The 25,963-nt window shown below is 65.7% G+C and carries 23 protein-coding genes; 2 read left to right on the top strand and 21 right to left on the bottom strand.

Annotated elements, in window-relative coordinates; all coding sequences use genetic code 11:
• Positions 1–80: 80 nt before the first annotated feature.
• From HCU76_RS20840 to HCU76_RS20825, 4 genes are all read right to left on the bottom strand, one after another.
• The gene (locus tag HCU76_RS20840; RefSeq protein WP_218510529.1) at positions 81–1,367 is read right to left on the bottom strand and encodes a TRAP transporter large permease; all 1,287 of its coding nucleotides are present in this window, start codon (positions 1,365–1,367) and stop codon (positions 81–83) included.
• 15 nt (positions 1,368–1,382) lie between these two features.
• Positions 1,383–1,940 carry a TRAP transporter small permease gene (locus HCU76_RS20835; RefSeq protein ID WP_218510528.1) on the bottom strand — a complete coding sequence of 186 codons (558 nt, stop codon included), beginning with the start codon at positions 1,938–1,940 and terminating at the stop codon, positions 1,383–1,385.
• A 115-nt stretch (positions 1,941–2,055) separates the two neighbouring features.
• On the bottom strand, positions 2,056–3,066 hold the full coding sequence (locus HCU76_RS20830) for a TRAP transporter substrate-binding protein (protein WP_213954150.1): 1,011 nt from the start codon (positions 3,064–3,066) through the stop codon (positions 2,056–2,058).
• Between the two features lie 127 nt (positions 3,067–3,193).
• The gene (locus HCU76_RS20825) at positions 3,194–3,904 is read right to left on the bottom strand and encodes a hypothetical protein (protein ID WP_218510527.1); all 711 of its coding nucleotides are present in this window, start codon (positions 3,902–3,904) and stop codon (positions 3,194–3,196) included.
• Between the two features lie 235 nt (positions 3,905–4,139).
• Between HCU76_RS20825 and HCU76_RS20820 the strand changes: the two genes are divergently transcribed.
• On the top strand, positions 4,140–4,823 hold the full coding sequence (locus HCU76_RS20820) for a GntR family transcriptional regulator (RefSeq protein WP_213954148.1): 684 nt from the start codon (positions 4,140–4,142) through the stop codon (positions 4,821–4,823).
• A 351-nt stretch (positions 4,824–5,174) separates the two neighbouring features.
• Complete coding sequence (locus HCU76_RS20815) at positions 5,175–6,686, top strand: arylsulfatase (RefSeq protein ID WP_218510526.1); 1,512 nt, start codon at positions 5,175–5,177, stop codon at positions 6,684–6,686.
• A gap of 40 nt (positions 6,687–6,726) precedes the next feature.
• Here the strand turns inward: HCU76_RS20815 and HCU76_RS20810 are convergent, their stop codons facing one another.
• The 17 genes from HCU76_RS20810 to HCU76_RS20730 form a co-directional block, all read right to left on the bottom strand.
• Positions 6,727–7,497, bottom strand: coding sequence for an SDR family NAD(P)-dependent oxidoreductase (locus HCU76_RS20810; RefSeq protein ID WP_218510525.1), 771 nt, complete (start codon positions 7,495–7,497; stop codon positions 6,727–6,729).
• A 5-nt stretch (positions 7,498–7,502) separates the two neighbouring features.
• The gene (locus HCU76_RS20805; protein WP_218510524.1) at positions 7,503–9,092 is read right to left on the bottom strand and encodes an ATP-dependent acyl-CoA ligase; all 1,590 of its coding nucleotides are present in this window, start codon (positions 9,090–9,092) and stop codon (positions 7,503–7,505) included.
• A 27-nt stretch (positions 9,093–9,119) separates the two neighbouring features.
• Positions 9,120–9,851: an ABC transporter ATP-binding protein gene (locus HCU76_RS20800; protein WP_213954143.1), complete on the bottom strand. Its 732-nt coding sequence runs from the start codon at positions 9,849–9,851 to the stop codon at positions 9,120–9,122.
• A 34-nt stretch (positions 9,852–9,885) separates the two neighbouring features.
• Entirely contained in the window at positions 9,886–11,673 is a 1,788-nt protein-coding gene (locus HCU76_RS20795; protein ID WP_213954142.1) for an ATP-binding cassette domain-containing protein, read from the bottom strand.
• Positions 11,670–12,725: a branched-chain amino acid ABC transporter permease gene (locus tag HCU76_RS20790; protein ID WP_218510523.1), complete on the bottom strand. Its 1,056-nt coding sequence runs from the start codon at positions 12,723–12,725 to the stop codon at positions 11,670–11,672. The genes HCU76_RS20795 and HCU76_RS20790 overlap by 4 nt, the downstream gene beginning before the upstream one ends.
• A gap of 38 nt (positions 12,726–12,763) precedes the next feature.
• Positions 12,764–13,921, bottom strand: a complete 1,158-nt coding sequence (locus HCU76_RS20785; RefSeq protein ID WP_218510522.1) for an ABC transporter substrate-binding protein — start codon at positions 13,919–13,921, stop codon at positions 12,764–12,766.
• Positions 13,922–13,962: 41 nt separating this feature from the next.
• A complete protein-coding gene (locus HCU76_RS20780) occupies positions 13,963–14,466 on the bottom strand; it encodes an aromatic-ring-hydroxylating dioxygenase subunit beta (RefSeq protein WP_256354313.1) in 504 nt (167 codons plus the stop codon).
• A complete protein-coding gene (locus tag HCU76_RS20775; RefSeq protein WP_218510521.1) occupies positions 14,463–15,785 on the bottom strand; it encodes an aromatic ring-hydroxylating dioxygenase subunit alpha in 1,323 nt (440 codons plus the stop codon). The genes HCU76_RS20780 and HCU76_RS20775 overlap by 4 nt, the downstream gene beginning before the upstream one ends.
• A 244-nt stretch (positions 15,786–16,029) precedes the next feature.
• The gene (locus HCU76_RS20770) at positions 16,030–17,172 is read right to left on the bottom strand and encodes an ABC transporter substrate-binding protein (protein WP_213954138.1); all 1,143 of its coding nucleotides are present in this window, start codon (positions 17,170–17,172) and stop codon (positions 16,030–16,032) included.
• 2 nt (positions 17,173–17,174) lie between these two features.
• Positions 17,175–18,332: an ABC transporter substrate-binding protein gene (locus tag HCU76_RS20765; protein ID WP_218510520.1), complete on the bottom strand. Its 1,158-nt coding sequence runs from the start codon at positions 18,330–18,332 to the stop codon at positions 17,175–17,177.
• Positions 18,333–18,444: 112 nt separating this feature from the next.
• Positions 18,445–19,173 carry an SDR family oxidoreductase gene (locus HCU76_RS20760; protein ID WP_218510519.1) on the bottom strand — a complete coding sequence of 243 codons (729 nt, stop codon included), beginning with the start codon at positions 19,171–19,173 and terminating at the stop codon, positions 18,445–18,447.
• Positions 19,174–19,176: 3 nt separating this feature from the next.
• Entirely contained in the window at positions 19,177–19,980 is an 804-nt protein-coding gene (locus tag HCU76_RS20755) for a cyclase family protein (protein ID WP_218510518.1), read from the bottom strand.
• A 19-nt stretch (positions 19,981–19,999) separates the two neighbouring features.
• Positions 20,000–21,253 (bottom strand): SDR family NAD(P)-dependent oxidoreductase, encoded by a 1,254-nt coding sequence (locus HCU76_RS20750; RefSeq protein WP_218510517.1) that lies wholly within the window; start codon positions 21,251–21,253, stop codon positions 20,000–20,002.
• Complete coding sequence (locus HCU76_RS20745; protein ID WP_218510516.1) at positions 21,250–22,419, bottom strand: thiolase family protein; 1,170 nt, start codon at positions 22,417–22,419, stop codon at positions 21,250–21,252. The genes HCU76_RS20750 and HCU76_RS20745 overlap by 4 nt, the downstream gene beginning before the upstream one ends.
• 79 nt (positions 22,420–22,498) lie before the next feature.
• On the bottom strand, positions 22,499–24,115 hold the full coding sequence (locus HCU76_RS20740; RefSeq protein WP_218510515.1) for an AMP-binding protein: 1,617 nt from the start codon (positions 24,113–24,115) through the stop codon (positions 22,499–22,501).
• An 8-nt stretch (positions 24,116–24,123) separates the two neighbouring features.
• Positions 24,124–24,606: an aromatic-ring-hydroxylating dioxygenase subunit beta gene (locus HCU76_RS20735; protein ID WP_218510514.1), complete on the bottom strand. Its 483-nt coding sequence runs from the start codon at positions 24,604–24,606 to the stop codon at positions 24,124–24,126.
• Positions 24,603–25,943 carry an aromatic ring-hydroxylating dioxygenase subunit alpha gene (locus tag HCU76_RS20730; RefSeq protein WP_218510513.1) on the bottom strand — a complete coding sequence of 447 codons (1,341 nt, stop codon included), beginning with the start codon at positions 25,941–25,943 and terminating at the stop codon, positions 24,603–24,605. The genes HCU76_RS20735 and HCU76_RS20730 overlap by 4 nt, the downstream gene beginning before the upstream one ends.
• Positions 25,944–25,963: the final 20 nt, after the last annotated feature.

The following is a 25,963-nucleotide window of genomic DNA, read 5'->3' as shown; positions in this document are numbered from 1 at the left end:
TCGAGATGAGTTGTGTCCGTCAATGTCGAGGCCGAATTGCTTCGTCTTCGGCCACCGTTGCTTGCGTGCGGGCGGGCGCTTCAGGGACCGCCGTGGAACAGCTTCGCGGGGCCGGTGACGAGCCAGGGAAAGAAGACCATCAGGAACATGATCAGGAACTGGGCGATCATGAACGGCAACACGCCCTTGGTCACGGTGTCCATTGACATTCGACCGACCCCGGCCACCACGTTGAGCACCACGCCAACCGGCGGCGTGACCAGCCCGATGGCGTTGTTCATGATGAACATGACGCCAAAGTAGACCGGATCGATGTGGGCGGCCACGACCACCGGCATCAGCACTGGCGTGAGGATGAGGATGGTCGGCGTCATGTCCATCGCGGTGCCGACGATCATGACCAGCACCATGATCGCCACCATCAGCGTGATGGGGCTGCCTAGGAAGGGTTCGAGCATGCCCACCACCTTTCCGGGCAGGTCCGCCACAGTGATGAGCCAGGCCGAGACCATGGCTGCGGCCACCAGGAACATCACCACCGCGGTGGTCTTGGCCGCCGCCTTGAAGATGCCGTACAGCTGGGACAGCTTCAGGCCACGGTAGATGACAGTCGCGACGAACAGCGCGTAAACCGCGGCCACCACGCCGGCTTCGGTCGGCGTGAACACTCCCATGCGCAAGCCGACCAGGATGATCACCGGCAGCATCAGCGCCCAGCCACAGCGGCGCATCGTGGCCAGCAGTTCCTTCAGCGGCTTGCGCGGCGGCGGCACCACGCCTTCGTTGCGGGCGACGATGGCCCAGGTGATCCACAACGCCAGTCCCATCAGCAGGCCGGGCGTGATGCCGGCCATGAACAGCTTGGAGATCGACACGTTGGCAGTGACGCCGAAAATGACCAGGCCAATCGACGGGGGCAGCACCGGCGCAATCACGCCGGATGCGGCGATCAGGCCGGCAGCCCGCTGCGGCGCGTGGCCGGCGGCCACCATCATCGGCAGTAGCATGGCGGTCAGTGCGGCGGCGTCGGCCACGGCGCTGCCCGACAGTGCAGACAGCATGATCGACGCGACGATGGTCACGTAGCCCAAACCGCCACGAATGTGGCCGACCAGCGCCATCGCGAATTCGACGATGCGCTTCGAGAGCCCGCCCTCGTTCATGATTTCGCCAGCCAGCAGGAAGAAGGGCACCGCCAGCAGCGGGTAGTTGTCGGCGCCGCCCAGCAGGTTCTGCGCAAGGATCTGGGCCTCGAAGATGTCCAGGTGCCACATCAGCGCCACGCCGCTGACCAGCAGCGCGAACGAGATCGGAATGCCGATTGCCATCGCCAGCAGCAGCGACCCGAGGAAGATGGTGAGTGTCATGGTGGCTTGCTCGGATCAGTGTTGTTTGGTGAAGTCGTCGCCATGCGGCCGGTTGAGGGCAGCCAGGTCTTCGGACTCCTGGACCATCACCAGATCGGCGTCTTTCATGTGGCCGGTGAACAGCAGCCACAGGTCCAGCAGCAGCACGATGGATGCGCACACCGCGAAAGCCACGCCGGCTGCGTGCAACACGGCCATCGGCAACTGGGTGGAAGGCGCCAGCACGTCCATGTTGATGGCGGTCTGTTCCAGCGCGCCCCTGAACACCAGGTAGCAGACGTACAGCATGCACAGGTGACCCAGCACGAGGCAGATCTTCTTGCCCATGGGCGGAAGACGCGACACCAGGGCGTCGGTGCCGAGGTGGGTGTGCTCGCGCAGCGCGACCACGCAGCCCATGAAGGTGATCCACACGAACAGCCAACGCGAGATTTCCTCGGACTGCGTGATCGACGAATTGAAGACGTAGCGCAGCACGACGTTGCCGAAGACCAGCGCCACCATGACCATGAGCGCCACGGCCATCAGGGCGGTGACCGCCCGACAGAAAGAATCGACCAGCTTGACTACCATGCCTGCTCCTCGATGGGACTCTTTGGCGCGTCGGCTTTCCGCCGACGCCAAAGGGCCTCCAGGTGACTACCGGCTCCAGGACTCAAGCCTGGAGCCGTCTCGAAATTTTCCGGAATCAGAACTTGGAGACGCGATCCAGTTCGGTCTTGAACAGGGTCATCACGGCCGGGTCGTACGAAGCGGAGAACTTGTCGTAGACCGGCTTGACTTCGGTGCGCATGCGGGCCACTTCGGCAGGTGCGACGGCGTTGTATGCCATGCCCTTGGCCTGGAGTTCGACCAGCGCTTTTCCAGCGGCTTCGCGGCTCGCCGTGCGCTGGTAGTTCTGTGCTTCCGTAGCGGCTTCCTGCAGCAGCTTGTGCTCCGCCGGCGACAGCTTGTCCCAGAAGCGCCTGCTGATCTGGATCGGATTGGTCGCATACACGTGGTTCGTACCACTGACGTACTTCTGGACCTCGTAGAACTTGCTCGACAGGATCACCGAATACGGGTTCTCCTCCCCGTCCACGGCCTTGCTTTCGAGGGCGTTGTACAGCTCGGCGAAGGGCATCGGGAGCGGGTTGGCCTTGAAGGTCTTGAAGGTCTCCAGGAACACCGGATTCGGGATGACGCGGAGCTTCAGTCCGTCCAGGTCTTCACCTTTCGTGATGGGCCGCTTGCTGTTGGTGACATTGCGAAAACCCAGGTCGAAGAACCCCAGGATGACGATGCCCTTGTCCGCCAGTTTCGCGCTGAGCATCTTGCCCAGCGGGCCGTCGACCATTGCATCGGCCTGCTGGGCATTGCTGAAAAGGAAGGGGAAGTCGAAGAGTCCGAATTCCTTGATGACACCTGTCAGCGAGGTGGTGGACGCTACGAGCATCTCCTGCACGCCGCCCTGCAGCGCGGATTGCTGTTGCAGTTCATTGCCGAGTTGGCTGCTTGCGAATTCCTTGACAGTGATCTTGCCGCCGCTCTTGGCTGCAACGAGCTCGGCGAACTTCTTGACACCCCAACTGGTCGGATGGTCGGTGTTGTTCAGGTGGCCAAATCGAATGGTCCGTTCCTGAACGTCCTGTGCTTGAACAAGCGTTGTGGCGACTAGCAGTGCGAGACTGCCTGCCAGTTTCAAGAGATTCGATGCCATGAAGGTCTCCTTTGGTGGTGGAAATGAACCGGGTGAATGCCCCGGGCGCGTTTTGTGGCGCGAGACAAGAAAGTTCTGACTGACGTGTCGAAGGGCCGTCGGTCGGTAGCGTGGGTTCACGAGCGGATCAGCGCGCGGCCGTGAATGCCGGGGCATCGGCGACGTCGACCGGTGTGGCCGAACATGACAACTGGTAGAAGCCACGTTCTGCTCCCGGGGCAGCGCCCATCTCGAGCAGCGATTCGCTGCTGAGTTCGCGTTCCGACAGGGCGCGCAAGGCGCCTGCTTCGTAGCCGCAAGCAATCAGGACCCAGTCGGCGGTCCGGTCGGCGTTTCCGCGAATCTTCTGTTCCTCGGTGGCGGGAACAGGTGGCGTCTCGTGACGCAGAAGATGAAGTCCGGCCAGGCCGCGCTCGAACGGAATGTGTCTGGCAATGCGGCCAATCGCGGCGCGCAATGCCTGGTCTTGGCCGGATGCAGGTGACAGGCGGATCGCGAGGGCGTTTTGTGCGGGGTTGATGCCGCAACTCTCCAGCACGCGGCATTGGCTTCGAACCATATTGCGATGGTGCGGCATCAGTCTCTGGGACCATGGCGTGGGCGCGTTCAGCCGCGCCACGTACGCCGGCGATGCGAGCACCTGATAGTCATCCAGCTCGTACATCACGAAGATTCCTTCCCCGCCGTCGGCGCTTCTCCAGCGCGTCGCGCGACGGAATCCCGGAATGCCAAGCCGCTCGGGAAAGTGCTCATGCGTATGCCAATGCTCGAACTCCGACCTGTGCGAGTGCGACATGTCCCACCACATTGCCAAGGCAGCTTTACCGATAAGCGACATGGGCGCGCTCCAAACCTTGCATCGAAATGAAGTCTCCGTTGTCACTGCCACGAGGGCGACCGTTGAGCCGTTGCCGGTCGTCGACCGCGTTGAGCCGCGGCGATGCGGCATCGAAATGTTATTGAATCGTCAGATGATGTGCAATGTATTTAATGATCGTGGTATTCTCTGATTGCCAGCGGTGCGGTTCAATCCAAACACTGTGTTCAACTTCGATCTCCTCCAGGAGCGACCCGTGTCAACCGACATCTCTCTCGATTCCCCAGACAGCGCCACCATCGGCGAGACCGCCTATCGCCGCATCCGCTCCGACATCGTGCTGGGCCGGTTGACGCCAGGGCGCCGCCTGCCGCTGGAGCGAATGAAAGAGGCTTACGGCGCCAGCGTCGGCACGTTGCGCGAGCTCTTCAGCCGCCTTGCCACGGAAGGCTTGCTCGTGGCCGAAGGCGCGCGCGGCTTCCAGGTCAGCGCGGTCTCGTCAGCCGACCTTCGCGATGTGGCATCGATGCGCCTGCTTCTGGAGAGCCACGGACTCAAGGAGTCATTCCAGCGCGGCGACCTCGAATGGGAAGGCCGCGTGGTTGCGGCGTACCACAAGCTCGCCACGATGGAAAAGAGGATGGCGGCCAACGATCCTGCTCCCCCGGAAACCTGGCGCCAGTACGACTGGGCCTTTCACGTTGCGCTGATCTCCGCATGCGATTCCCCCTTGCTGCTGCAGACCTACGCGTCGATCTGCGACAAGTACTTGCGCTACCAGATGATCGCCGCCATCTTCCGGGGCCAGGAGGCGGCCGACGAGCACCACATCCTGCTCGAGAGCGCACTTGCCCGTGACTGGCAGCGCGCGCAGCAGACGCTGCTCACTCACGTCGAGGATTGCGTCACGCAAATGGCATCGGTGCTGGACGCCGCCTGAAGCGGATTCCCGTGAGGAGCGCATGGCATCGTCTTGCGCCGTGGCATTGGATGGGATGCGGCGCACGAGGGGATCGAAACCGAAGCACGCGCCGGATTCCTGGCCGAAGCAGAATCGTTCCACGATCGCGTGCGCTTCGGCTGGGACCGCGATGGCGTTCCGGTCGAAGTCGCCCTGTAGCTCACGTCGTACGAAGTCCTTTCATCGACCGCCTACGTCAGTCACCTGAACGCGGCATCGGGACTGGAACCCGCCAGGCCGCTCCGTTGCACCAAGGTGCGATACCGTGGCGGGCCATCGTGGCGGATGATGGCCGCGGTCCTTCATCCCCAAAGCCTCAAAGGAGCACCGATGGCTACCGCAGCGAAGCCGAACATCCTGTTCATCATGGCCGACGATATCGGCTGGTTCAACGTCAGCGCCTACAACCTCGGCGTGATGGGTTACCGGACACCGAACATCGACCGCATTGCCCGGCAGGGTGCGATGTTCACCGACTTCTATGGCCAGCAGAGCTGCACGGCGGGGCGGGCGGCTTTCATCACAGGCCAGACGCCCATCCGCACCGGCCTCACCAAGGTGGGCATGCCCGGGGCGACGCTGGGGCTGAGCGCCGAGGACCCTTCGGTCGCCGAGTTCCTCAAGGGCTTCGGCTATGCCACGGGCCAATTCGGGAAGAACCATCTCGGCGACCGCAACGAGCATCTCCCGACCGTCCACGGCTTCGACGAATTCTTCGGCAACCTCTATCACCTCAACGCCGAGGAAGAGCCCGAGTACGAAAACTACCCCAAGGACCCGGCGTTCCGGAAGAGGTTTGGCCCGCGCGGCGTGATGAGGTGCAAGGCGACCGACAAGGATGACGCGACCGTCGACGAGCAATTCGGCAAGGTGGGCAAGCAGGTCATCGAGAACACGGGCCCGCTCACGCGCAAGCGCATGGAAACGGTCGACGAGGAGTTCATCGGCGCGGCCCTGGATTTCATGGACCGCAAGACGAAGGAAGGCGGTCCCTGGTTCTGCTACTTCAATCCGACCCGCATGCACGTGTTCACCCACCTCAAGGAGTCGTCGAGGGGAAAGAGCGGCTTTGGCCTGTATCCCGACGGGATGGTCGAGCTGGACGGCTATGTCGGCGAGCTGCTTCAGAAGCTCGATGACCTGGGTGTCGCCGACAACACCGTCGTCGTCTTCACGACGGACAACGGCGCCGAGGTCCTGTCATGGCCGGACGGCGGGGCAACACCGTTCCGCGGCGAAAAGGACACCAACTGGGAAGGCGGCTGGCGCATTCCCTGCGTCATGCGCTGGCCAGGCGTCATCGAGCCTGGCCGTGTCATCAATGACATCTGCTCGCTCCAGGACTTCATTCCCACCTTTGCGGCCGCCAGTGGCGAGCCCGAACTCGTGGAGAAGGTCAAGAAGGGCTACAAGATCGGCGAGAAGACTTTCAAGGTGCACCTGGACGGCTACAACCTGCTGCCGTTCCTGTCGGGCAAGGAAGAAGAATGCCCTCGCCAGGGATTCCTCTACTGGAGTGACGACGGCGACATGATGGCGGTGCGCATGGGACGCTACAAGGTCGTCTTCGCGGAGCAGCGCAGCAAGGGGCTGGATGTGTGGCGCGAGCCGCTTTCGCCGATGCGCATTCCCAAGTTCTTCGACCTGCGTTCCGACCCGTTCGAACGCGGCGAGGAGAGCTTCAAGTACAACGACTGGTTCACGGAAAACATCTTCCTCCAATATGCAGCGCCGCCACTGCTTGCAAAGTGGCTGGAGAGCTTCAAGGAGTTCCCGCCCCGCGCAAGGGCGGCGAGCTTCAGCATCGACCAGGTTGTCGAAAAGCTGATGCCGAAGAGTTGAACGGCGAGCTTCCGCAAGGCCCGCGCCTCACATCAGCATCTCACATCACTTCGCCGCCCGACACGGATATCGACTGCCCCGTGACGGACGCTGCCCCGTCGCCACACAGCCAGCGCACCGCATTCGCCACCTCGCCCGGCTGCACGATGCGCTGCTGCGGGTTGACGGACGCGAATTCGGCCATCGCTTCATCGGCGCTGCGCCCTGTCTTGGCGACCACGTTGGCGACGCTGTCGCGCAGGATGTCGGTGTCGGTGTAGCCCGGGCACACGGCGTTGACCGTGATGCCCTTGCGCGCGACTTCGAGTGCGAGCGAGCGCGTCAGGCCGACCACGCCATGCTTGGCGGCCGTGTAGGCGGCGACGTAGGCATAGCCGCGCTGGCCCGCCGTGCTCGCGATGTTGACGATGCGGCCCCAGCGGGCCTGCAGCATGTCGGGCAAGGCGGCTTGTGCGCAGAGGAAGGTGCCGGTGAGGTTGACGGCCAGCATGCGCTGCCAGAGTTCGAGCGAGGTCTTCTGGAAGGGCGCGCTCTCCGCCTGGCCGGCGTTGTTGACGAGCACCGCCACCGGGCCGAGCGCCGCGCGTGCCCCGGCGAAGGCGGCGGCCACCGATGCCGGGTCGGCCACGTCGGCCACCGCGATGAAGTGGCCGCTGCCGGGGAGTTGATCGGCCAGACGTTGCAGGGTCTCGCGCTGGCGGCCGAGCAAGGTGAGCCTGGCGCCGTCGGCCGCGAGCGTGCGGGCGATCTCGGCGCCGATGCCGCGCGCCGCGCCTGTGACGACGGCGTGGCGGTCGTGAAGGGATTGCATGTCTGTCATTTCTTCCTGGGAGTGGGCGCGCGATCCCACGTCGTCGCGGTCACGCCGCGTTCGCGCAGCTTGAATTTCTGGAGCTTGCCGTTCTCGGTGCGCGGCAAGTCTTCGACGATGTCGATGTAGCGAGGGATGGCGAAGTACGGCAGGCGGCCTTCGCAGAAGCTGGCGAGTTCGGCCACGTCGAGGCGGCTGCCGGGCTGCATGATCAGCGAGGCCATGACTTCGTCCTCGGCCAGTTCCGAGCGCACCGGGTACACCGCGACGGTCGCGACCGCCGGATGGCTCAGCAGCACCTGCTCCACTTCGTACGAGGAGATGTTCTCGCCGCGCCGGCGAATCGCGTCCTTCATGCGGTCGATGAAGCGGAAGGCGCCGTCGGGCTCGCGCACCACGCGGTCGCCGGTGTGGAACCAGAGGTTGCGCCACGCCTCCACGGTCTTGTCGGGCATGTCGAAGTAGCCGGTGGCGAAGGCGAAGGGCTCGTCGGCGCGCAGCAGCAACTCGCCCGCTTCGCCATCGGGCAATGCGGCGTCGGCCTCGTCGGCAACGCGGGCATCGAAGCCGGGTTGCAGCCAGCCCATGACGCCGGTTCGCGGCGCGTCGGGGCGCGTGGCGATGACGAAGTTGGTCTCGGTGGAGCCGTAGCCTTCGAGCAGTTGCACGCCGGTGCGTCGGCGAAAGTCCGCACCGGCCTGCGCGGGAACGCCGGGGCCGAGTCCGATGCGCACACGGTGCGACCGCTCGCCCTCGCCTTCGGGCTGCGCCAGCAGAATGGGCACCATCGCGCCGAGCAGGTACACCACCGTGGCGCCGCAGGCCTGCATCACTGGCCAGAACCCGGAAGCAGAGAAGCGCGGCGCGAAGACCACCTCGGCGCCGGTGAGTGCGGCTTGCGCGAAGGTGTTGAGGGCGTTGATGTGGAAGAGCGGGAGCGTGGTGCACAGCACGTCGTCGGCGCCCACGCCGAGGATGCGCGCGGTATTCGCGCCCCACCAATGGAACTGCGCATGCGGGCAGGTCACGCCCTTGGCCGGGCCGGTAGTGCCGGAGGTGTAGAGGATGGCGAGCGTGTCGCCCGGCTGCACGCCGGCTGCCTCGACGGCGTCGCCGTCATCGGGCATGCGGACAACGGGGACACCGCCGATGCCTTGTGCGGCTTCCGCGGGCTCGCCCACGGTCCAGATCGAGGCAAGCCCGGTTTGCGACAGGTCGGCCGTCTGCAATCTTTCGGCCAGCGCATCCTCGATGACCAGCAGACGCGCACCGCTGTTGGCCAGGAAGTACTGGAGTTGCGGGCCCATCGACGCGGTGTTGATTGGCACCGAAACGGCGCCGATCCATCCGCACGCGAGGAACACTTCGAGGCATTCGACGCGGTTGCCGCACATGAGCGCCACGCGGTCGCCGCGTTGCACACCGGCGCGTTGAAGTGCGCCTGCGCGGCGGGCCACGATGCCGGCGGCCTCGGCATGCGTCCAGCGCGTGCCGGCGATCGAGAGCAAGGGCTTGTCGCCGAAGCGCGCTGCGAGGCCTTGCAGCATGGCCGGCAGTGTGCGAGCGGGCGGGTGCAAGGCTTCGGTTGCCTTCATGCGCGGCCTCGCGCGATCGCCTGTCGATCAGTCATCGTCATGCGTGCCACCGCCCAGATAGGTGGCCTGCACGCGCGGGTCGCCGGCGAGCGCCTGGGACGCGCCGTGCAGCGCGATCTCGCCCGTTTCCAGCACATAGCCTTCGTCGGAACTCTCCAGCGCGGCGCGCGCGTTCTGCTCCACCAGCAGGATCGACACGCCATCGTCGCGCAGCTTGCGCACGATGGTGAGGATGTCGCGCACCACCAGCGGCGCGAGGCCGAGGCTGGGCTCGTCGAGCATCAGGAGGCGCGGCGCCGACATCAGCGCGCGGCCGACCGCGAGCATCTGCCGCTCGCCGCCGGAGAGCGTATTGGCGCGCTGTGATTTGCGTTCGGCCAGGCGCGGAAAGCGGTCGTACACCGACTGCAGCCGCTTCTTCAGCGCATCGCTGCGCAGGCGCTGGGTGTAGGCGCCGAGTTGCAGGTTGTCGAGTACGGTGAGTTCACCGAACAGCTCCCGTTTTTCCGGCACGAGGCAGAGGCCGCGTTCCACCCGCGACTCCACGTCCAGGCCGTGCATGTCCTCGCCTTCGAACTTGAGGATGCCCTTGGAAGGCAGCAGGCCCATCGCCGCGGCGAGCAAGGTCGTCTTGCCCGCGCCGTTGGGGCCGATGACCGAGATGATCTGGCCCTTCTCGAGCGACAGCGACACGCCGCGCACCGCGTCGACCTGCCCATAGGACACATGCAGGTCGCCGATCTCCAGCATGGCTGTCATTGCAGTGCCTCCCGTTCCGCGATGGACGCTTCGCTCATGCCACGCTCCCCAGATAAGCCGCCTGCACACGCTCATCCGCGCGCACCGCCGAGGGCACGCCCTCGACCAGCTTGGAGCCGAAGTTCATCACGACCAGACGGTCCACCAGTTTCATCACGAAGTCCATGTCATGTTCGACGATCAGGATCGTCACGCCTTCCTCGCGCAGCTTGCGCAGCAGGTCGCCGAGGGCCATCTTTTCCTTGCGGCGCAGGCCGGCGGCAGGTTCGTCGAGCACCAGCAGCACCGGGTCCGCCGCGAGTGCGCGCGCGATCTCCAGGATGCGTTGCGTGCCCAGCGGCAGGCTGCCCGCGAGTTCATGCGCGCGGTCGCCCAGGCCGATGCGGTCCAGTTGCCGCTTGGCTTCCTGCAGGATCTGGCGTTCCTCCGCGCGGTCGAGCCGCAAGCCCGCCTTGAGCACGCCAGCCTGGGTGCGCGAATGGGCGCCGAGCGCGACGTTGTCGAGCAGGCTCATCTGCGGACGCAGCTTCACATGCTGGAAGGTGCGCGCCAGGCCCAGCCGCGCCACCTCACGCTGCGGCATGCCCGCGATGTCGCGCTCGAGGAAACGCACCTGTCCGGCTGTCATCGGCAGCGTGCAGGTCAACAGGTTGAACATCGTCGACTTGCCAGCGCCGTTCGGGCCGATCAGCCCGATGATCTCGCCCGCGTTCACGTCGAAGCTCACTTCGTTCACCGCTACCAGGCCACCGAAGCGCTTGACCGCGCCGTTGACCGACAGGATGCGCGTGCCGCGCGCCGGTAGCTGGCGATGCGGCAGCGGCTCGACCGGCGCTGCGAGCTTCTCGTCCGGGCGCGGCGCGGCGAAGCGGCCCTGCGTCAGCTTGCGCACGAAGCCCATCAACCCGCCGCGCGCAAAGTGCACCAGCAGGATGAACAGCGCCGCGAAGGTTATGGATTCGAGCTGGCCGGCGCGCTGCGTCAGCATCGGCAGCACATCCTGAAGCGCGTTCTTCAGCACCAGCACCAGGCCCGATCCCACCACCGCACCCGCCAGTTGCCCGAGCCCGCCAGACACCGCCATCAGCAGGTACTCGATGCTGGCCCGGACGTCGAAAGGCGCAGGGCTGACGAAGCGGTTCATGTGCGCGTACAACCAGCCGGCCAGTGCCGCGAACAGGGCCGCCAGTACGAACAGCGACAGGCGCACGCGATAGGCATCCGCGCCTACGCTGGCCAGCAGCGTCGCGCCGCCACGCAGGCTGCGGATCGCGCGGCCGGGCCGCGATGCCAGCAGGTTGTAGCTGAACAGGATCGCCAAGCCAACGATGAACCAGATCAGGTAGTAAATGGCGCGCGGCTCGACCAACGACCAGCCCGCCACGCTCAACGGCGGAATGTTCGACAAACCGGTATGGCGGCCCAGCGCATCGACGTTGCCGAACAGCATCGCGATCGACAGGCCCCAGGCGATGGTCGACAGTGGCAGGAAGTGCCCGCCCAGCCGCAGCGTGAGCATGCCGATCGCCAGCGCAGACAAGCCTGTCAGCAACAGCGCGAACAACAGCCCGATCCACGGCGACATGCCTTGCGCCGTCGTCAGCCAGGCCGTCGCATAGGCTGCGATGCCGACGAAGGCGGCCTGCCCGAAGGAGGTCGCGCCGCCCACCCCGGTCAGCAGCACCAGCCCCAGGGCCACGAGTGCGCCGATGCCGATGTCGTTCATCAACGACACGGTGAAGTTGCCGAGGAGCAGGGGCGCCACCGCGATGGCAAGAATCACAACGCCGATCAACAAGCGGAAGTTGGTCTTGTGATTCATTGATCCAACTCCTCTTCATCCTCTTCCACATGCGACGTGAGGAACGAACGCAGCATCAGCACCGGAATGAGCAGGCTGAACACGATCACATCCTTCAGCGCCCCGCTCCAGAACGAAGCGAAGCTCTCCACCAGACCGACGGCCAGGGCGCCGACAGCAGTCATCGGATAGCTCACGAGCCCGCCGATGATCGCGGCCACGAAAGCCTTCAGGCCGATGATGAAGCCGGAGTCGTAGTACATCGTCGTCACTGGCGCGATCAGGATGCCGATGAGACCCGCCAGCAGCGAGGCGCAGCCGTAGGCCAGCATGGCGGTGCGCGCCGGCCGGATGCCCACGAGCCGCGCGCCCACGCGATTGACGGCGGTGGCGCGCAGCGCCTTGCCGGCCACCGTGCGCTCGAACACCAGGAAGAACAAGCCGCTGAGCACGAGGGCCGAGGTCACCATCAGGATCACCTGCCCGCTCACCGTGAAGCCATCGCCCAGCGTGAGCATGCCGGATGCCAGCGGTTGCGTGCGCGAACCTTCGGGCCCGAAGAACAGCAGGCCCAGCCCCGACAGCAGGAAGTGCAGCGCCAACGAGACGATGAGCAGCACCAGCACCGAAGCATCCGCGATCGGCTGGAACACCACCCGCGCCAGCAGCGGCGCGATGGGCACCACCAGCAGCACCGAGGCCGCGATCTGCAGCGCCGCCGGCATGCCTGCGCGCGCGGCCAGCCAGGCCAGCAGGCAGGGCACCGCGGGGAGCAATCCCCATGCCGCCACTGCCTTGGGGATTCGCGCGTATTCGCCGCGCCGCACCAGGCTGCCCACCTCGGTCAGCGTGGCCAGCAAGGCCAACGTCAGCACCAGGCCGATGGTCGGCGGCGTGCGGCCGGTCTCGAAGGCTGCCAGCGTCAGCGCCGCGAAAGCGGCCACGTCGCCGAAGGGCACGAACACCACCCGCGTGACCGAGAAGATCAGCACCAGCCCGAGGCCGGCAAGCAGATAGACGGCACCGTTGGCCAGGCCGTCGATGCCCAGGATGAGGGCCACGTCCCAGGTCATTGAAGCGCTCCCTTTTTATTCATGTCAGCAGCGCGCATTCAGGGGGCCAGCTTCCACTTGCCGTCTTCGAGCTTGACGATCACCCGTGCGCGTTCGTCGACGCCGGAGATGTCGCCCGGCTTGAAGGTGTAGACGCCATGCGTGCCCACCACTTCCTTGGTGCTGAAGATCGCGTCGCGCAGCGCCACGCGGAACTCCGGCGTGCCCGGCTCGCCCTTGGCCCGTGCGGCGGCATCCGCAAACACCAGCCAGCCGTCGAAGGAATAGGCCGAGAACGCGTCGGTCGTCGGCGCGTTGTTGACCTTCTGGAAGACTTGGCGGAAGTCCAGGCCGATCTTCTTGGTGGGGTTGCTGTCGGGCAGTTGCTCCGCCACGATGATCGGGCCGGTCGGCATCAGGGCGCCCTGCCCGGCCGCGCCGACCACACGCACGAAGTCGGGGTTGATCAGGCCGTGCTGGCCGTACACGCCGCCCTTGTAGCCGCGCTCCTGCAACGCGAGGAAGGGCAGCGCGCCGGGCGTGCCCGCGCCGCCGGTCATCACTGCATCGGGCTTGAGCGCGACGATCTTCAGCACCTGGCCGGTGACCGACGCGTCGGCGCGTGCATAACGCTCGTTGCTCACCACCGTGATTCCGGCCTTGGGCGCGGCCTTCATCAGCGCGGTGTAGACCAGGTCGCCCCAGGCATCGGTGAAGCCGATGTAGCCGACCGTCTTCACGTTGTTGCGCTTCATGCGCTCGACCACCGCGTCGATCATGAGCTGCGTTGGCTGCGCGACCGTCACGACCCAGGGGTTGTCGGCCGCGTCGAGCAGGATGGGCGTGAGGCCGATCATCGGCGTCTTGGTTTCCTTGGCGACCTGCGCCATCGCGATGGCGGCCGGCACGCCCGAGGTGCCCATGATCACGTCGCACTTCTCTTCCTCGATCAGCTTGCGCGCATTGCGCCCGGCCGTGGTCGGATCGGAGCCGTCGTCGAGCACGATGAGTTGCACCTTGCGCCCGTTGATCTCGCTCTTGTAGGCCTGCGCGGCAGCCATGCCCTTCGAGTAGGGCACGCCGAGCGACGAGTTGGGGCCGGACAGCGAAACGCTCAGCCCGACCTTGAGATCGGCCGCCAGTGCGCTCGCGGCGAACACGGTCATCACGGCCGCCGCCACCGCGCTGCGGGTCAGGGTCTGCATCAAGCGATTCATTGAAAAACTCCTCGTGGGGTTGGGGTTCGGAAAATCAGGATTCAGATGAACAGTTGCACGGCCGGCAAGGCGCGCTCGGCACCGAGCAGGTCCACGCGCTTCTGCCGGATGCGCAAGCCATCCGCGGTGCGAACCAGGGTGTGCTGGTAGCTGCCGGCGAGCATCAGTTGCTGCTCGCCGCGCGCCTCGACGTAGAGGAAGGGTGTGCGCAGCATGGCCGTGCCCGCGTCAACATCGATGCGCTCGATGGTGGCCGCCTGCAGCACATGCTGGCAATGGCTGGGCGGATGCTGCGAATGCGCGCGCGGATCTTTCAGTCGCTCGATGCGCACCTGGAGCAGCAGCTTGTCTTCATAGGCAAGCGAGTTGTGCGAGTGCGGGTCCTGCTGCATGCGGCCGAGCAGCGGCACCCAGTAGCGGCCGTCGTCGGCGAACAGGTCGAGCCACTCGTCGAAGCGTCGTTCGTCGAGCAATGCGGCCTCGTGCGCGACGAAGCCGCGCAGCGAAGTCTCATCGAAGGTCTGGGCGGCCGCGACGGTGTTCAAGCTGCAGTCTCCATGCCCAGCGTCATGAACCGCGCCCAGGCGCGGAACTGGTTGCGCATCAGCAGTTCGTTGGTGCCGTTGGTGTCCTGCGCGGCCACATCGAATTCGCCAGCCTTGAAGTCGCGATGCAGGCTCACCCATTCGTTGCCTTCGGCGCGCAGCCCTTGCTGCATGCTCTCGAACAGATGCACGTCGTCATGCGCGACCATCGACATCGGCGAGAACACGAGCCGGTTGTAGCTCATGGCGCGCTCGAACAGCACATCCGGCGCACCGGCCGCACGAAACGCGTAGGCCTCCACCAGCGTGCGGTTCGCGGCCAGCGGCCGGATCACGCGAATGGCTTGCGGCGCCCCCTTCACCGACAGGCTCGGAAACAGCACCGAGTTCTGTGGTGACCGCTGCAGGATCTCGGTTGCGCGCTCCGCGCCGTGGGCCGCGCGCATCGCCGCTTCATAGTCGGGCAGTTGCGCATAGTTGGAATGGATGCTGAAGTTGATCCCCAGCACGCTGTGCCCATGCGCGAACACCCGTCCGCCCATCTTGTCGAAGAAATCGTAGCCCGAGCCGAACGGCAGGATCTGCTCCATCGCCATCGGCTTGGGCTCATCGGCCGCGCGGTCTTTCCACACCGTGTTGGCCGCCCGCGTGGCCGACTCGTGCGTCGACATCGGATGCACCGTGTCGTTGATGTTCTCGAGGTACATCTTCCAGTTGCAATGGATGATGTTGCGCATCGCACCGCCGGCCAGCGTGAGCTTGCCTTCTGGCGAGCGATCGACCATGTTGTCGATGGCGCGCAGCACCTCGCCGAAGTAGTCCTCGAAGCCCGGCCCGTCATCCCCGAGCCGCACGAACACGAACTCGCGATACACGGCCACATGCGTCACCGCGGTCAGCCCCTGCCCCGACTCGCATTCCTTCAGCCGCGTGCCTTCGTACCCGCTCTTGATCGGGATCGCGAGCGGCGACCCGTCGAGCTTGTAGGTCCATGCGTGGTACGGACAGCGAAAGAACTTGCCGGTGTTGCCACAGGTGTCGCTGACCAGTTGCGTGCCCTTGTGCGCGCAGCGGTTGTAGAAAACGCGGATGCCGCCATCGGCCTGGCGCACCATCAAGAGCGGCTTGCCGGCAATGTCCTGCGCCAGAAAGTCGCCCGCGTTCGGCACTTGGCTCGCATGCCCGAGATAGTTCCAGGTGTTGGCGAAGAAGTGCTCCTGCTCCAGCGCGAACAGTTCATCGCTCAGATACAGGTCGCGATGGACGCGGTCCTCCTGTACGAGTGCGCGGATCGCGTCGGGATGGTCGCGGTAGTTCATGCGGCGGCGACACCGGTGACGGTGACGATCGATCGCGCGACGGACCCGGGAGCGACAGCAGCGAGCGCGCCCATTGAACACCCTGAGCCCGGCATGCGGTGCGCGACGGGTGCCGCCTCTGTGCCGCCGAGCAGCGCAGGGGAGCCGCGAAGCGGCCGGCACAGTGAAGGCACCCGGCGCGCACCGCATGACGGGCGCCCGTTCCAACGACACCGAACCAAGGATGAAGGCGTAGACATAAAAGTCAGGGAACCAGCTTCCACTGCCCCTTCTCCATCCGCACGATCACCACAGCCCGCTGGTCCGACCCATACCGGTTGTCCGGCTTGAAGTTGTAGACCCCGTGCGTCCCCACCAGCTCCTTCGTACTCACGATCGCATCGCGCAGGGCCGCACGATACTGCGGCGTTCCCGGCTCCACCTTCACGCGCGACGCAGCATCCGCCAGCAGCAGGTACGCGTCATAGGTGTACGAAGAAAACGCGTCCGTCGGCACGGAACCATTCGTCTTCTGGTAGGCCGCCCGGAACCCCATTGACACCTTCTTGATCGGATTGGCGTCCGGCAGCTGGTCCGCCACCAGCACCGGCCCGCTCGGCACCTGCAAGCCCTCGATGGATGCACCGCCCACCCGCACGAAATCCGCGTTGATCAGCCCGTGCGTCCCGTAGATCTGCCCCTTGTAGCCCCGCTCCGCCAATGCGAGATAAGGCAGCGCCCCCGGCGTCCCCGAGTTCCCCGCGAATACCGCGTCCGGTCGCTGCGCCACGATCTTCAACACCTGCCCCGCCACCGATGAGTCCGACCGCGCATAACGCTCGTTCGCAACGATCTTGATGCCCGCCGGCTCCGCGCTCTTCACCAGCGAGTCATAAGCCAGGTCGCCCAGCGCATCGGAGAAACCGATGAAGGCCACTGTCTTCACTCCCTGCTTCTTCATGCGCTCCACCACCGCCGCCACCATCAGCGGAAACGGCTGCGACACCGTCACCGTCCATGCACCCTCGGGGCCTGGAATGACCACCGGCGTCGGCGAGATCAACGGCGTGTTCAGCTCGTTCGCCACCGCCGCGATCGCCATCGCACCCGGCACGCCCGAGGTGCCGATCAGCACGTCCACCTTGTCGTCCACCACCAGCTTGCGCGCATTGCGCCCGGCGGTCGTCGGGTCCGACGCATCGTCCAGCACGATCAGCTCGACCTTGCGGCCGCCGATCGTCGGATGCTCCGCGATAGCCGCGCGAATGCCCTTCTCATACGGAATGCCGAGCGCTGCGACCGGCCCCGACAGCGAACTGACCAAGCCGATCTTCAGGTCCGCCGCAAAGGCCTGCGCCACGCCCAGCGCCAGCGCAGCGGCAACGAACAGGCGTGCAGGTTGTTTCATGGTCACGGCACCAGCTTCCACTGGCCCTTTTCAAGCTTGACGATCACGCGCGAGCGCTCGTCCGACCCGTAGCGGTTGTCCGGCTTGAAGTTGTAGACGCTGTGCGTGCCCACCAACTCCTTCGTGCTCACGATCGCATCGCGCAAGGCCACCCGGTATTGCGGCGTGCCCGGCTCGCCCTTGGTGCGCGAAGCCGCATCGAGCATCACCAGCCAGCCGTCGAAGGAATAGGCGGAGAACGCATCGGTCGGTGCCGCGCCGTTGGCCTTCTGGTAGGCCGCGCGGAAGTCCATCGACACCTTGCGCATCGGATTGCCTTCGGGCAACTGCTCGGCCACGATCACAGGCCCCGTAGGCGCCAGCAGTCCTTCGACCGACGGCCCGCCCACGCGCACGAAGTCAGGGTTGATCAAGGCATGCGTGCCGTAGATCTGGCCCTTGTAGCCACGATCGGTCAGCGCCAGGTAGGGCAGCGCGCCGGGCGTGCCCGAGGTGCCGGTGATGACCGCGTCAGGCCGCAATGCGACGATCTTCAGCACCTGCCCTGCCACCGAGGTATCCGAACGCGCATAGCGCTCGTTGCTCACCACCTTGATGCCGGCCGGCTCGGCGCTCTTGTTCAGCGCGTCGTAGACCAGGTCGCCCCACGCGTCCGAGAAGCCGATGTAGCCGACCGTCTTCACGCCCGACTTCTTCATCCGCTCGACCACCGCGCTCACCATCAGCGGCGCGGGCTGCGGAAGCGTGACCATCCACGCGCCCTCCTCGCCCGGCAGGTTGGCGTTGGCAATCGAGATCAGCGGCGTCTTCGTCTCGCGGGCCACGGCCGCGATGGCCAGCGCGCCCGGAGAACCGGCCGTGCCGATGATCAAGTCGACCTTGTCTTCCTCGATCATCTTGCGGGCATTGCGCGCGGCCGTCGTCGGATCGGACGCGTCGTCGAGCTGCACCATCGTGATCTTGTGGCCCGCCACTTCCGACTTGTAGGCCATGCCGGCCTTGATGCCCTTTTCATAAGGGATGCCCAGCGAGGACACCGGGCCCGAGAGCGAGGTGATGAAGCCGACCTTGAGGTCGGCCGCAAAAGCATTGACGACGGCAAGCGCGCCGAGGCCCAGCGCCAGGCCAGTTCGGATGCAGAGGCGGGATGAGGATTTCATGGCGTTCCTTGGGTGGAGGTCGAACGGAAAATGCACAACAATATGATTTGTAAATTGTTTAGCTCTAAACAATATTAACGAAGCAATTCGCGGGCCACAAGAGGAACTACCGCTAGAGCGCGAGGCTGCCGACGCTGGTGCCGCCGCAGACGTACAGCACCTGCCCGGTCACGAAGCTGTTGGCCGGGTCGGCGAAGAAACTCACCGCGCGGGCCACGTCGGCGGATTCGCCGAGTCGCTTGACCGGCACCGATGCTGCAAGCGCGCGTTCCTTGTCGCTGCCCTCCTGCACCACGTCAAAGAACATGTCGGTGCGAATCGGACCCGGCGCGACAACGTTGACGGTGATGCCTTCCGGCGCCAGTTCCAGCGCCCAGGTGCGCGCCATGCCCAGCATGCCGGCCTTGGTCGCGGAGTAGCTGGTGCGCGTGGCCAGGCCGACCGCGGCGCGCGACGACAGCAGCACCACGCGGCCGAAGCGCTGTGTCCGCATCGTCGGCAGCGTGGCCTGCACCAGCTGGATGGCGCAGCCGAGGTGCAGGTCGACCAGCGCATCCAGGTCGTCGAGCTTCACGTCGGCCAGCAAGGCGGCGCGGATCACGCCGGCGTTGTGCACCACCGTGTTCACGTCGAATTGGTGCGCGAGCTGGTGCACCGCCTGGCCGGTGGCCGCGCGGTCCATCAGGTCGACCTCGATGCTGTGCATCTTCGGATGCGCGATGTCGCTCTTGCGGCGCGCGAGCGAGATGACTTCATAGTCCCTGGCGAGCAGGTCCTCGCAGATGGCCTTGCCGATGCCGGCGCTGCCGCCAGTGACTGCTGCAACCTTGCGGATGGTCATGGTTCAGCCCTCCACCAGCGCCAGCACGCGCAAGGGGCTGCCGCTGCCCTTCTGGATCTTCAACGGCGGGCAGATCAGCACCGCGCCAGCGGGCGGGAGCTGGTCGAGGTTGCAGAGGCACTGCAAGCCGTAGCGTCCGGCGCCGTGCATGTAGTAGTGGCAAGGGTACGGCGGGCGCAGGTGATAGCCCTGGCCCGCATCGGTGCCGATGGCCTCGGAGCCGAAGCCGAGCACGTCGCGCTGCTCTACCATGAAGCGCACCGCCTCGGAACTCGGGCCGGGTGTGTGCTGTCCGGTCTCGTCGAAGTTCTGGTAGGCCTCGGGGTCCTGGCGCTGCGACCAGTCGGTGCGCATCAGCACCCACGCGCCCTTGGGGATGCGGCCATGCGCGGCTTCGTAGCGCTCGATGTCCTCGACGGTCATCAGGTAGTCGTGGTTGGCCTTCACCTGTTCCGAGCAGTCGATGACGCAGGCCGGCGCGACGAAGTGCTGCACGGGAATCGTGTCGACCGAGTTGTTCGGCAGGTCCTTGCCGGAGATCCAGTGGATCGGTGCGTCGAAGTGGGTGCCGGTGTGCTCGCCGCAGGAGAAGTTGTTCCAGTACCAGCCCGGGCCGCGCTCGTCGTAGTGCGAGACCTCCTCGATGCGGAAGGGCCAGCACTGGCCCATCTCGGGCGGCAGCGCGATCTGCGGGAACTCGGGGGTGAGCGTCTGCGTGAGGTCGACCACGCGGATGCGGCCGGTCTGCATGGCGCTCACCAGGCCGCCGAGCAGTTCGGCGGCGGATGCGAGGGTGCTTGTCGTCATTTGTTCGAATCCTTGGAGTTCAACTGCCACCGGCCGCGAGTTCGCGTTCAAGCACCTTCGGGTTGTCACGCCAGCGTTCCAGCCATTCCTGCGCCACGTCGCCGGGGTAGACGTCCTCGACGCCATCGCGCAGCGCCTTCACGATCGCATTCGCCAGCGTGCCCGACAGCAGCTTGGGCGGTGGCACATGCTGGTTCCACTCGTCGTCGATCGGGCCGGGGAAGACATTGATCACGCGGATGCCGGCCGGCCGCATCTCGGCGCGCAGGCATTGCGCGAGCGAATATGCCGCGGCCTTCGATGCGCTGAAGGTGCCGTGCGGCGGGAAGTTGCTCAGCGCATAGACCGAGAGCAGGTTGACCCATGCGGTCGCGCCGGTCTCGCCATCGGCGGAGCGCCCTTTGAGTGCCGGACCGAACTCCTGCGCCAGTCGCAGCAGGCCGAAGTAGTTGATGTCCATCTCGGCCTTGGCCACGTCGGTGCCGCGCCGCGCGCCGATGCCGAAGGTGCGGTGCACCTCGGCGTTGTTGATGACGATGTCGACCTTGCCGCCGATCTCGCCGGCCAGTTCGGTCACCGAGCGGCCGTTGGTCAGGTCGAGCGGGACCAGCGTCACCTGCGGCAGCGCCGTGATGTCTTCCAGGCCACCCGTCTTCTTCCATGGTTCCGCATGGCCGACCCACACGATGTCGGCGCCGGCCTTGACCAGCGCGCGGACCAGGGCTTGGCCCACTTCCGTCTTGCCGTCTGTCACCAGCACCTTGCGGAATTTCGGGTCGCTGGTCATTTCACGCAGCATCTTGTCATCGGCCATATGGGCGCTCCCTTCGTTCGGAAATCCAATCAATACCGCTTGTCCTGCCCGGTCCAGCCGGGCGCCGACGCGCACGCGCGTGGGTGCATCGCCGACCTCGCCGTGCATGTGGACCATCAGCGTCGGGCCGGCGTCCAGATGCACGAGGCCGAGGCGCCAGGGCAGGCGCTCGCGGAAGTACATGTCGTTGCTGTGGTGCAGCGTGGTGGTGGCCAGCAAGTTGCCTTCACCTGACTGCTCACGCCAACGCAGGGCAGCCGACAGACACTTGTGGCAGGCCTCGCGCGGCGGGTACTGCACGGTCCCGCACTCCTTGCACTCCTGCAGTTCGAAGCGGCCTTCCGCTGCGGCGGCGGTGATGCCGAGCGCGACGCGTCCGCGTGCCCATGGGGGCAGGTTCATCTGCCGCGTGCGCAGGACCGGGTTCTTGCGCTTGGGGCGCATCAAGGGCATCGTCATGCGGGCCTCCCGAGGATGACCGCGCCAGTACACAGGCAGCGGTCGTAGGTCACCATGCCGAAGCCGGCGACGAGACCGAGCCGAGCGTCCTTCACCGCGCGTGGCCCGGCTGCGTCGGTGAGCTGGCGGATCGTCTCCGTCATGCCCAGGAAGCCGCCTGCCGCGCCGGCCTGTCCGGCAGACAACTGGCCCCCGCTCGTGTTGTTCGGAAAGCTGCCCTCGAACGTCATGCCATGCGACTGCACGAAGGCCGAGCCCTCGCCCTTCTCGCAAAAGCCCAGGTCTTCGAACTGCATCATCACGATCACCGGGTAGTCGTCGTAGGTCTGCACGAAGTCGAGCGCCTCCGGCTTGATGTCGGCTTGCGCATAGAGGTCGTCGCGGTCGACGCGCCAGCCGCCGCGCGTCATCACCGGGTCTTCGCTGAAGGCGTTGTGACGCTCGATGGCGCCGCGGATCATGGCGTGCGGCAAGCCCAGGTCGCGCGCCCGTTCCTCGCTCATCACGAGGAAGGCCTCCGCGCCGGCGCACGGCATCACGCAGTCGAACAGGTGGATCGGGTCGGAGATCGGCCGCGCGGCCATGTACTCGTCGAGCGTCAATGGCTTCCTGAACATCGCGTGCGGATTGCCGAGCGCGTTGGTACGCTGGTCGACGGCGATGCGACCGAAGTCCTCGCGCTTTGCGCCATAGGTGCGCATGTAGTTCGCCGTGATGAAGGCGAAGATCGAGTTGGGTCCGCCGGCGCCGTAGGGATAGGTTGCATCGCGCGCGAAGTTGCTGAAGGCGCCCAGCGTCTGGCGGAAGGAGTCGACATGGTTGGTGTCGGCGGCCACGCAGGCCACCACATCCGCATCGCCCGACTGCACCGCACGCGCGGCGCGGCGCAGGCACATCACGCCGGACGCTCCGCCCGTGGGCACGTGGTCGAGCCAGCGCGGCGACAGGCCCAGGTGCTGCGTCACGCCAACGGCCGTGTCGGGCACCAGCGAGAAGCTGCTGAGGCACAGGCCGTCGATCTGTTCCTTCTTCAGCCCACTCGCCTTCACCAGCGCATCGACCGCATGGCCGATGAACCAGTGCGCGGTGCGGGTCGAGTAGCGGATGTAGGGGACGGTGACCGGCACGGCCACTGCAACGCCCTCGTAGGACATTCGCCTGGTCATGAATGCCTCCGCGTTCGGCACATCGCGTCCTCGCTGCCCGCCATGGGGGCTTTCACATGCTGGCGCGGTCCTGCGATGCTCATGCCTGCCTCTTCTTCATCGACCGCGTGTCGATGCAATTGGCCTGCCCCGGCAAGGCGTGCGCAAGCTCTTTCAGTTGCCCGCGCTGGATCTTCTGCGACGGCGTCAGCGGCAAGGCATCGACGAAGGCGACATAGCCGGGCGCCTTGTAGTAGGCCAGTTGCGACAGCGCATGCGCGACGATGCTGGCCGCGAGTTCAGCCGACGAGGTGGCGTCTTCACGCATCACGATGCAGGCCAGCACCTCGTCGCCGCGCACCGGGTCCGGCGTCGCCGCAACCGCGGATGTCTTCACCGCGGGGTGCTGGTTCAGCACGCTCTCCACCTCCACCGCCGAGATGTTCTCGCCGCTGCGGCGGATCACGTTCTTCTTGCGGTCGACAAAGAAGAAGTTGCCGTCCGCGTCCCGGCGCACCAGGTCGCCGGTGTGGAACCAGCCATCGGCCCAGGCCTCGCGCGTGGCTTCGGCGTCCTTCAGGTAGCCCGAGAAGAAATAGCGGCGCGGATCGCCGCCGGCCGAACGCACCAGCAACTCGCCCGGCGCATCGCCGACGGCATCGTGGCCATCTTCATCGACAAGGCGCACCTCGAGGAAATCGGGCTGGCGGCCGAAGCAACTGCTACCCACAAGGCGTGGCTCGCGGTTCGCCATCACGCAGGCACCGGCGCCAGTCTCGGTCATGGCCCAGGCCTCGACCAGCGGGAAGCCGAAGCGCTGCTCGAAGGGTGCGTGGTTCTTGCGGTCCACGCCGGCGCCGAAGCCCCAGCGGATCGCATGCTCCCGGTCCGCGGGCGAAGGCGGCGCGCTCAGCAGCATCGCCGGCATCACGCCCAGGTAATGCGCGATGGTCGCGCCGCTTTCACGCGCGCTCTGCAGCCAGCTCTTCGGATGGAAACGGTCCAGCTGCACCAGGCAGCCGCCGGCCACCAGCACCACCATGGTCGAGAACGCCATCGCGTTCATGTGGTTCAACGGCAGCGGCGTGATGACGCGCTCCGTGTCGCGGCGGATGCTGCACACGCCATCGAGCGCCGCATACCACTCGCCGGCACGCAGGAAGTAGCAGTTGTCGAGGATGCAGCCCTTGGGCCGGCCGGTGGTGCCCGAGGTGTAGAGCAAGCCGCACTCGGTGCCAGCACCGATGGCTCCGTCCATGCGCGGCGGCACCGTGGGGGCGCGCGGCACTGCGCCATCGGCCGACATGGTGTTGAAGGGCACGCCGGCCTGCGCCGCGGCGGAACGCAAGTCCGCCGCGCGCTCCGGCAAGGTCACCGCCAGGCCGATCTCGCTGTGGCCGATCAGGTAGGTCAGTTCAGCCGAGCGCATCTCCGCATTGATGGGCACCACGCTCACGCCCAATGCATTGAGCGCAAACCAGTGGAAGATGAAAGCGGGCCGGTTTTCCAGCAACAGGCCGACCCGGTGGCCATGGCCCCAGCCGGCAGCGCGGTACGCAGCGCGCAGGCGCTCGACTTCGGCAGCGGCAGCGCTCCAGCGGATGGCGCCCGCGTCGATGCCGTAGGCGGCGGCAGTCACGGATTCGGTGAACAGGAAATCCGCATCCGGCGTGCGCGCAGCGGTGGCGCGGAAGACGTCGTAGACAGTGGCGTGCATGGGCTCGATCAGATGAACAACTGCACCGCCGGCAGGGCCGCGTCGCAATTGAGAAGGTTCACGCGCTTGAGCGTCATGCGCAGCGCGCCATCGCTCAAGGTGAGGTGATGGAAGAAGGTGCCGACGTAGAACTGCAATTCGTCGCCTTGCGACTCCGTGTAGTGGAACTCGGTGCGCACGATGAACTTGTTGCCGGCTTCGTCGAAGGACTCCACGGTCGGCGTCTGCAACAGGTGATGGCAGCGGCTGGGCGGCTGCTGCGAGAAGGCACGCGGGCTCTTCAGGCGCTCGATGCGCAGGTCGCGCAGCAGCTTGTCCTCGTACATGTGCGAGGTGTGCTGGTAGCCGTCTTCCTGGTCGGGGACCAGCGGCAACCAGTAGAAGGCGTCGTCGGTGAAGAGCGCGTTCCACTCTTCATAGCGCTTGGCGTCGAGCAGGCGGCACTCGCGAACGACGAAGTCGATGAGGTCCTGGCGGGTAACAGCGGTCATGCTTCGGCCTTCTCCGCCACGCTCGCCATGTTCGCCGTCATGTGGCGTTCCCATGCGCGGTACTGGTTGCGCATGGAAATCTCGCTGGTGCCGATGGCGGTCACGTCCTTCTGGTCGACCTCCGCCGTATCGAAGTTGCGATGCAGGCTGACCCATTCGTTGCCACTGGCGTGCAGGCCGGCCTGGATGCCGCGATAGGCCTGCAGGTCGTCATGGCCGACGACGGAGAAAGGCGAATTGATGAGCCGGTTGTACATCGTGGTCCGATGCAGCAACTCCGGCGGCGCGCCCTTCAGGCGAAAGGTCCAGCTCTCGACCAATGTCTTGTCGACCGCGATCGGCTTGACCACGCGGATCGACTGGATCGCGCCCTTGATCGTGAGGTTCGGGTAGTACACCGTGTTGTGCCGCGCGAGGCCCAGGATCTGCTGGGTGCGCTCCGGCCCGTACTTCGCCTGCATGGCCGCGTCGTATTCCGGAATCGCCGAATACTTGCTGTGGATGCTGTAGTGCACGCCCGAGAAACTGTGGCCGTTGTCGAACACGCGCACGCCCATATCCTCGAAGAACTTGTAGTCCGACATGAAGGGCACGAACTGCTCGATGGCCATCGGCTTGGGCTCTTCCGCCGGCTTGCCCGACCACATGGTCTTGGCGGTGCCGGCGGACGACTCGTGCGCCACCATCGGATGCATGGTGTCGTTGAGGTTCTCGATGAACATCTTCCAGTTGCACTGGTGCATGAAGCGCAGGCAACCGCCGGCAATCTCCAGTTCGCCCTCGGGCGAGCGGTCGGCCATGTTGTCGATGGAACTCAGCGAGTCGCCGAAGAACTCCTCGAAGTCCGGGCCCGTGTCGTTCAGCTTGACGAAGATGAAGCCGCGATAGAGCCGCACGTTCTTCACCTGCGTGAGTCCCTTGGACGATTCGCACTGGCTCAGTTGCGTGCCTTCGTAGCCGTTCTTCAACGGGATCGACAGCAGCGAGCCATCGGTCTTGAAGGTCCACGCGTGATACGGGCAGCGGAAGAACTTGCCGGTGTTGCCGCAGGGCGCGCTGACGAGGCGCGAGCCCTTGTGGGCGCAGCGGTTCATCATCACGCGCACGGAGCCATCGGTGTGGCGCACCACGATCAGCGGGCGGCCGCCGATCTCGTTGCTGATGTAGTCGCCGGGCTTGGGCAACTGGCTGTCGTGGCCGACGTAGTTCCAGGTGTTCGCGAAGAAGTGTTCCTGCTCCAGGTCGAACAATTCCTGGTTGATGTAGAGGTCGCGGTGCACGCGGTCGGGCTGCACCAGCGCGCGAATCGCTTCGGGATTTCCGCGGTAGGTCGTCATGTGGGGTCTCCTGAATTCTT

This window comes from Variovorax sp. dw_308, from assembly GCF_019207085.1.
Taxonomy (GTDB): Bacteria; Pseudomonadota; Gammaproteobacteria; order Burkholderiales; family Burkholderiaceae_C; genus Variovorax.
The sequence above is the reverse complement of the archived record's forward strand: the minus strand, read 5'-3'. Positions and strand labels throughout refer to the sequence as shown.

Coding starts and splice junctions, on each gene's coding strand:
- HCU76_RS20790 (WP_218510523.1), bottom strand. CDS start 12,725: ATGACCTGGGACGTGGCCCTCATCCTGGGCATCGACGGCCTGGCCAAC.
- HCU76_RS20810 (WP_218510525.1), bottom strand. CDS start 7,497: ATGCAATCCCTTCACGACCGCCACGCCGTCGTCACAGGCGCGGCGCGC.
- HCU76_RS20760 (WP_218510519.1), bottom strand. CDS start 19,173: ATGACCATCCGCAAGGTTGCAGCAGTCACTGGCGGCAGCGCCGGCATC.
- HCU76_RS20825 (WP_218510527.1), bottom strand. CDS start 3,904: ATGTCGCTTATCGGTAAAGCTGCCTTGGCAATGTGGTGGGACATGTCG.
- HCU76_RS20800 (WP_213954143.1), bottom strand. CDS start 9,851: ATGACAGCCATGCTGGAGATCGGCGACCTGCATGTGTCCTATGGGCAG.
- HCU76_RS20775 (WP_218510521.1), bottom strand. CDS start 15,785: ATGAACTACCGCGACCATCCCGACGCGATCCGCGCACTCGTACAGGAG.
- HCU76_RS20815 (WP_218510526.1), top strand. CDS start 5,175: ATGGCTACCGCAGCGAAGCCGAACATCCTGTTCATCATGGCCGACGAT.
- HCU76_RS20755 (WP_218510518.1), bottom strand. CDS start 19,980: ATGACGACAAGCACCCTCGCATCCGCCGCCGAACTGCTCGGCGGCCTG.
- HCU76_RS20795 (WP_213954142.1), bottom strand. CDS start 11,673: ATGAATCACAAGACCAACTTCCGCTTGTTGATCGGCGTTGTGATTCTT.
- HCU76_RS20750 (WP_218510517.1), bottom strand. CDS start 21,253: ATGACGATGCCCTTGATGCGCCCCAAGCGCAAGAACCCGGTCCTGCGC.
- HCU76_RS20840 (WP_218510529.1), bottom strand. CDS start 1,367: ATGACACTCACCATCTTCCTCGGGTCGCTGCTGCTGGCGATGGCAATC.
- HCU76_RS20835 (WP_218510528.1), bottom strand. CDS start 1,940: ATGGTAGTCAAGCTGGTCGATTCTTTCTGTCGGGCGGTCACCGCCCTG.
- HCU76_RS20765 (WP_218510520.1), bottom strand. CDS start 18,332: ATGAAATCCTCATCCCGCCTCTGCATCCGAACTGGCCTGGCGCTGGGC.
- HCU76_RS20830 (WP_213954150.1), bottom strand. CDS start 3,066: ATGGCATCGAATCTCTTGAAACTGGCAGGCAGTCTCGCACTGCTAGTC.
- HCU76_RS20745 (WP_218510516.1), bottom strand. CDS start 22,419: ATGACCAGGCGAATGTCCTACGAGGGCGTTGCAGTGGCCGTGCCGGTC.
- HCU76_RS20735 (WP_218510514.1), bottom strand. CDS start 24,606: ATGACCGCTGTTACCCGCCAGGACCTCATCGACTTCGTCGTTCGCGAG.
- HCU76_RS20740 (WP_218510515.1), bottom strand. CDS start 24,115: ATGCACGCCACTGTCTACGACGTCTTCCGCGCCACCGCTGCGCGCACG.
- HCU76_RS20805 (WP_218510524.1), bottom strand. CDS start 9,092: ATGAAGGCAACCGAAGCCTTGCACCCGCCCGCTCGCACACTGCCGGCC.
- HCU76_RS20785 (WP_218510522.1), bottom strand. CDS start 13,921: ATGAATCGCTTGATGCAGACCCTGACCCGCAGCGCGGTGGCGGCGGCC.
- HCU76_RS20770 (WP_213954138.1), bottom strand. CDS start 17,172: ATGAAACAACCTGCACGCCTGTTCGTTGCCGCTGCGCTGGCGCTGGGC.
- HCU76_RS20730 (WP_218510513.1), bottom strand. CDS start 25,943: ATGACGACCTACCGCGGAAATCCCGAAGCGATTCGCGCGCTGGTGCAG.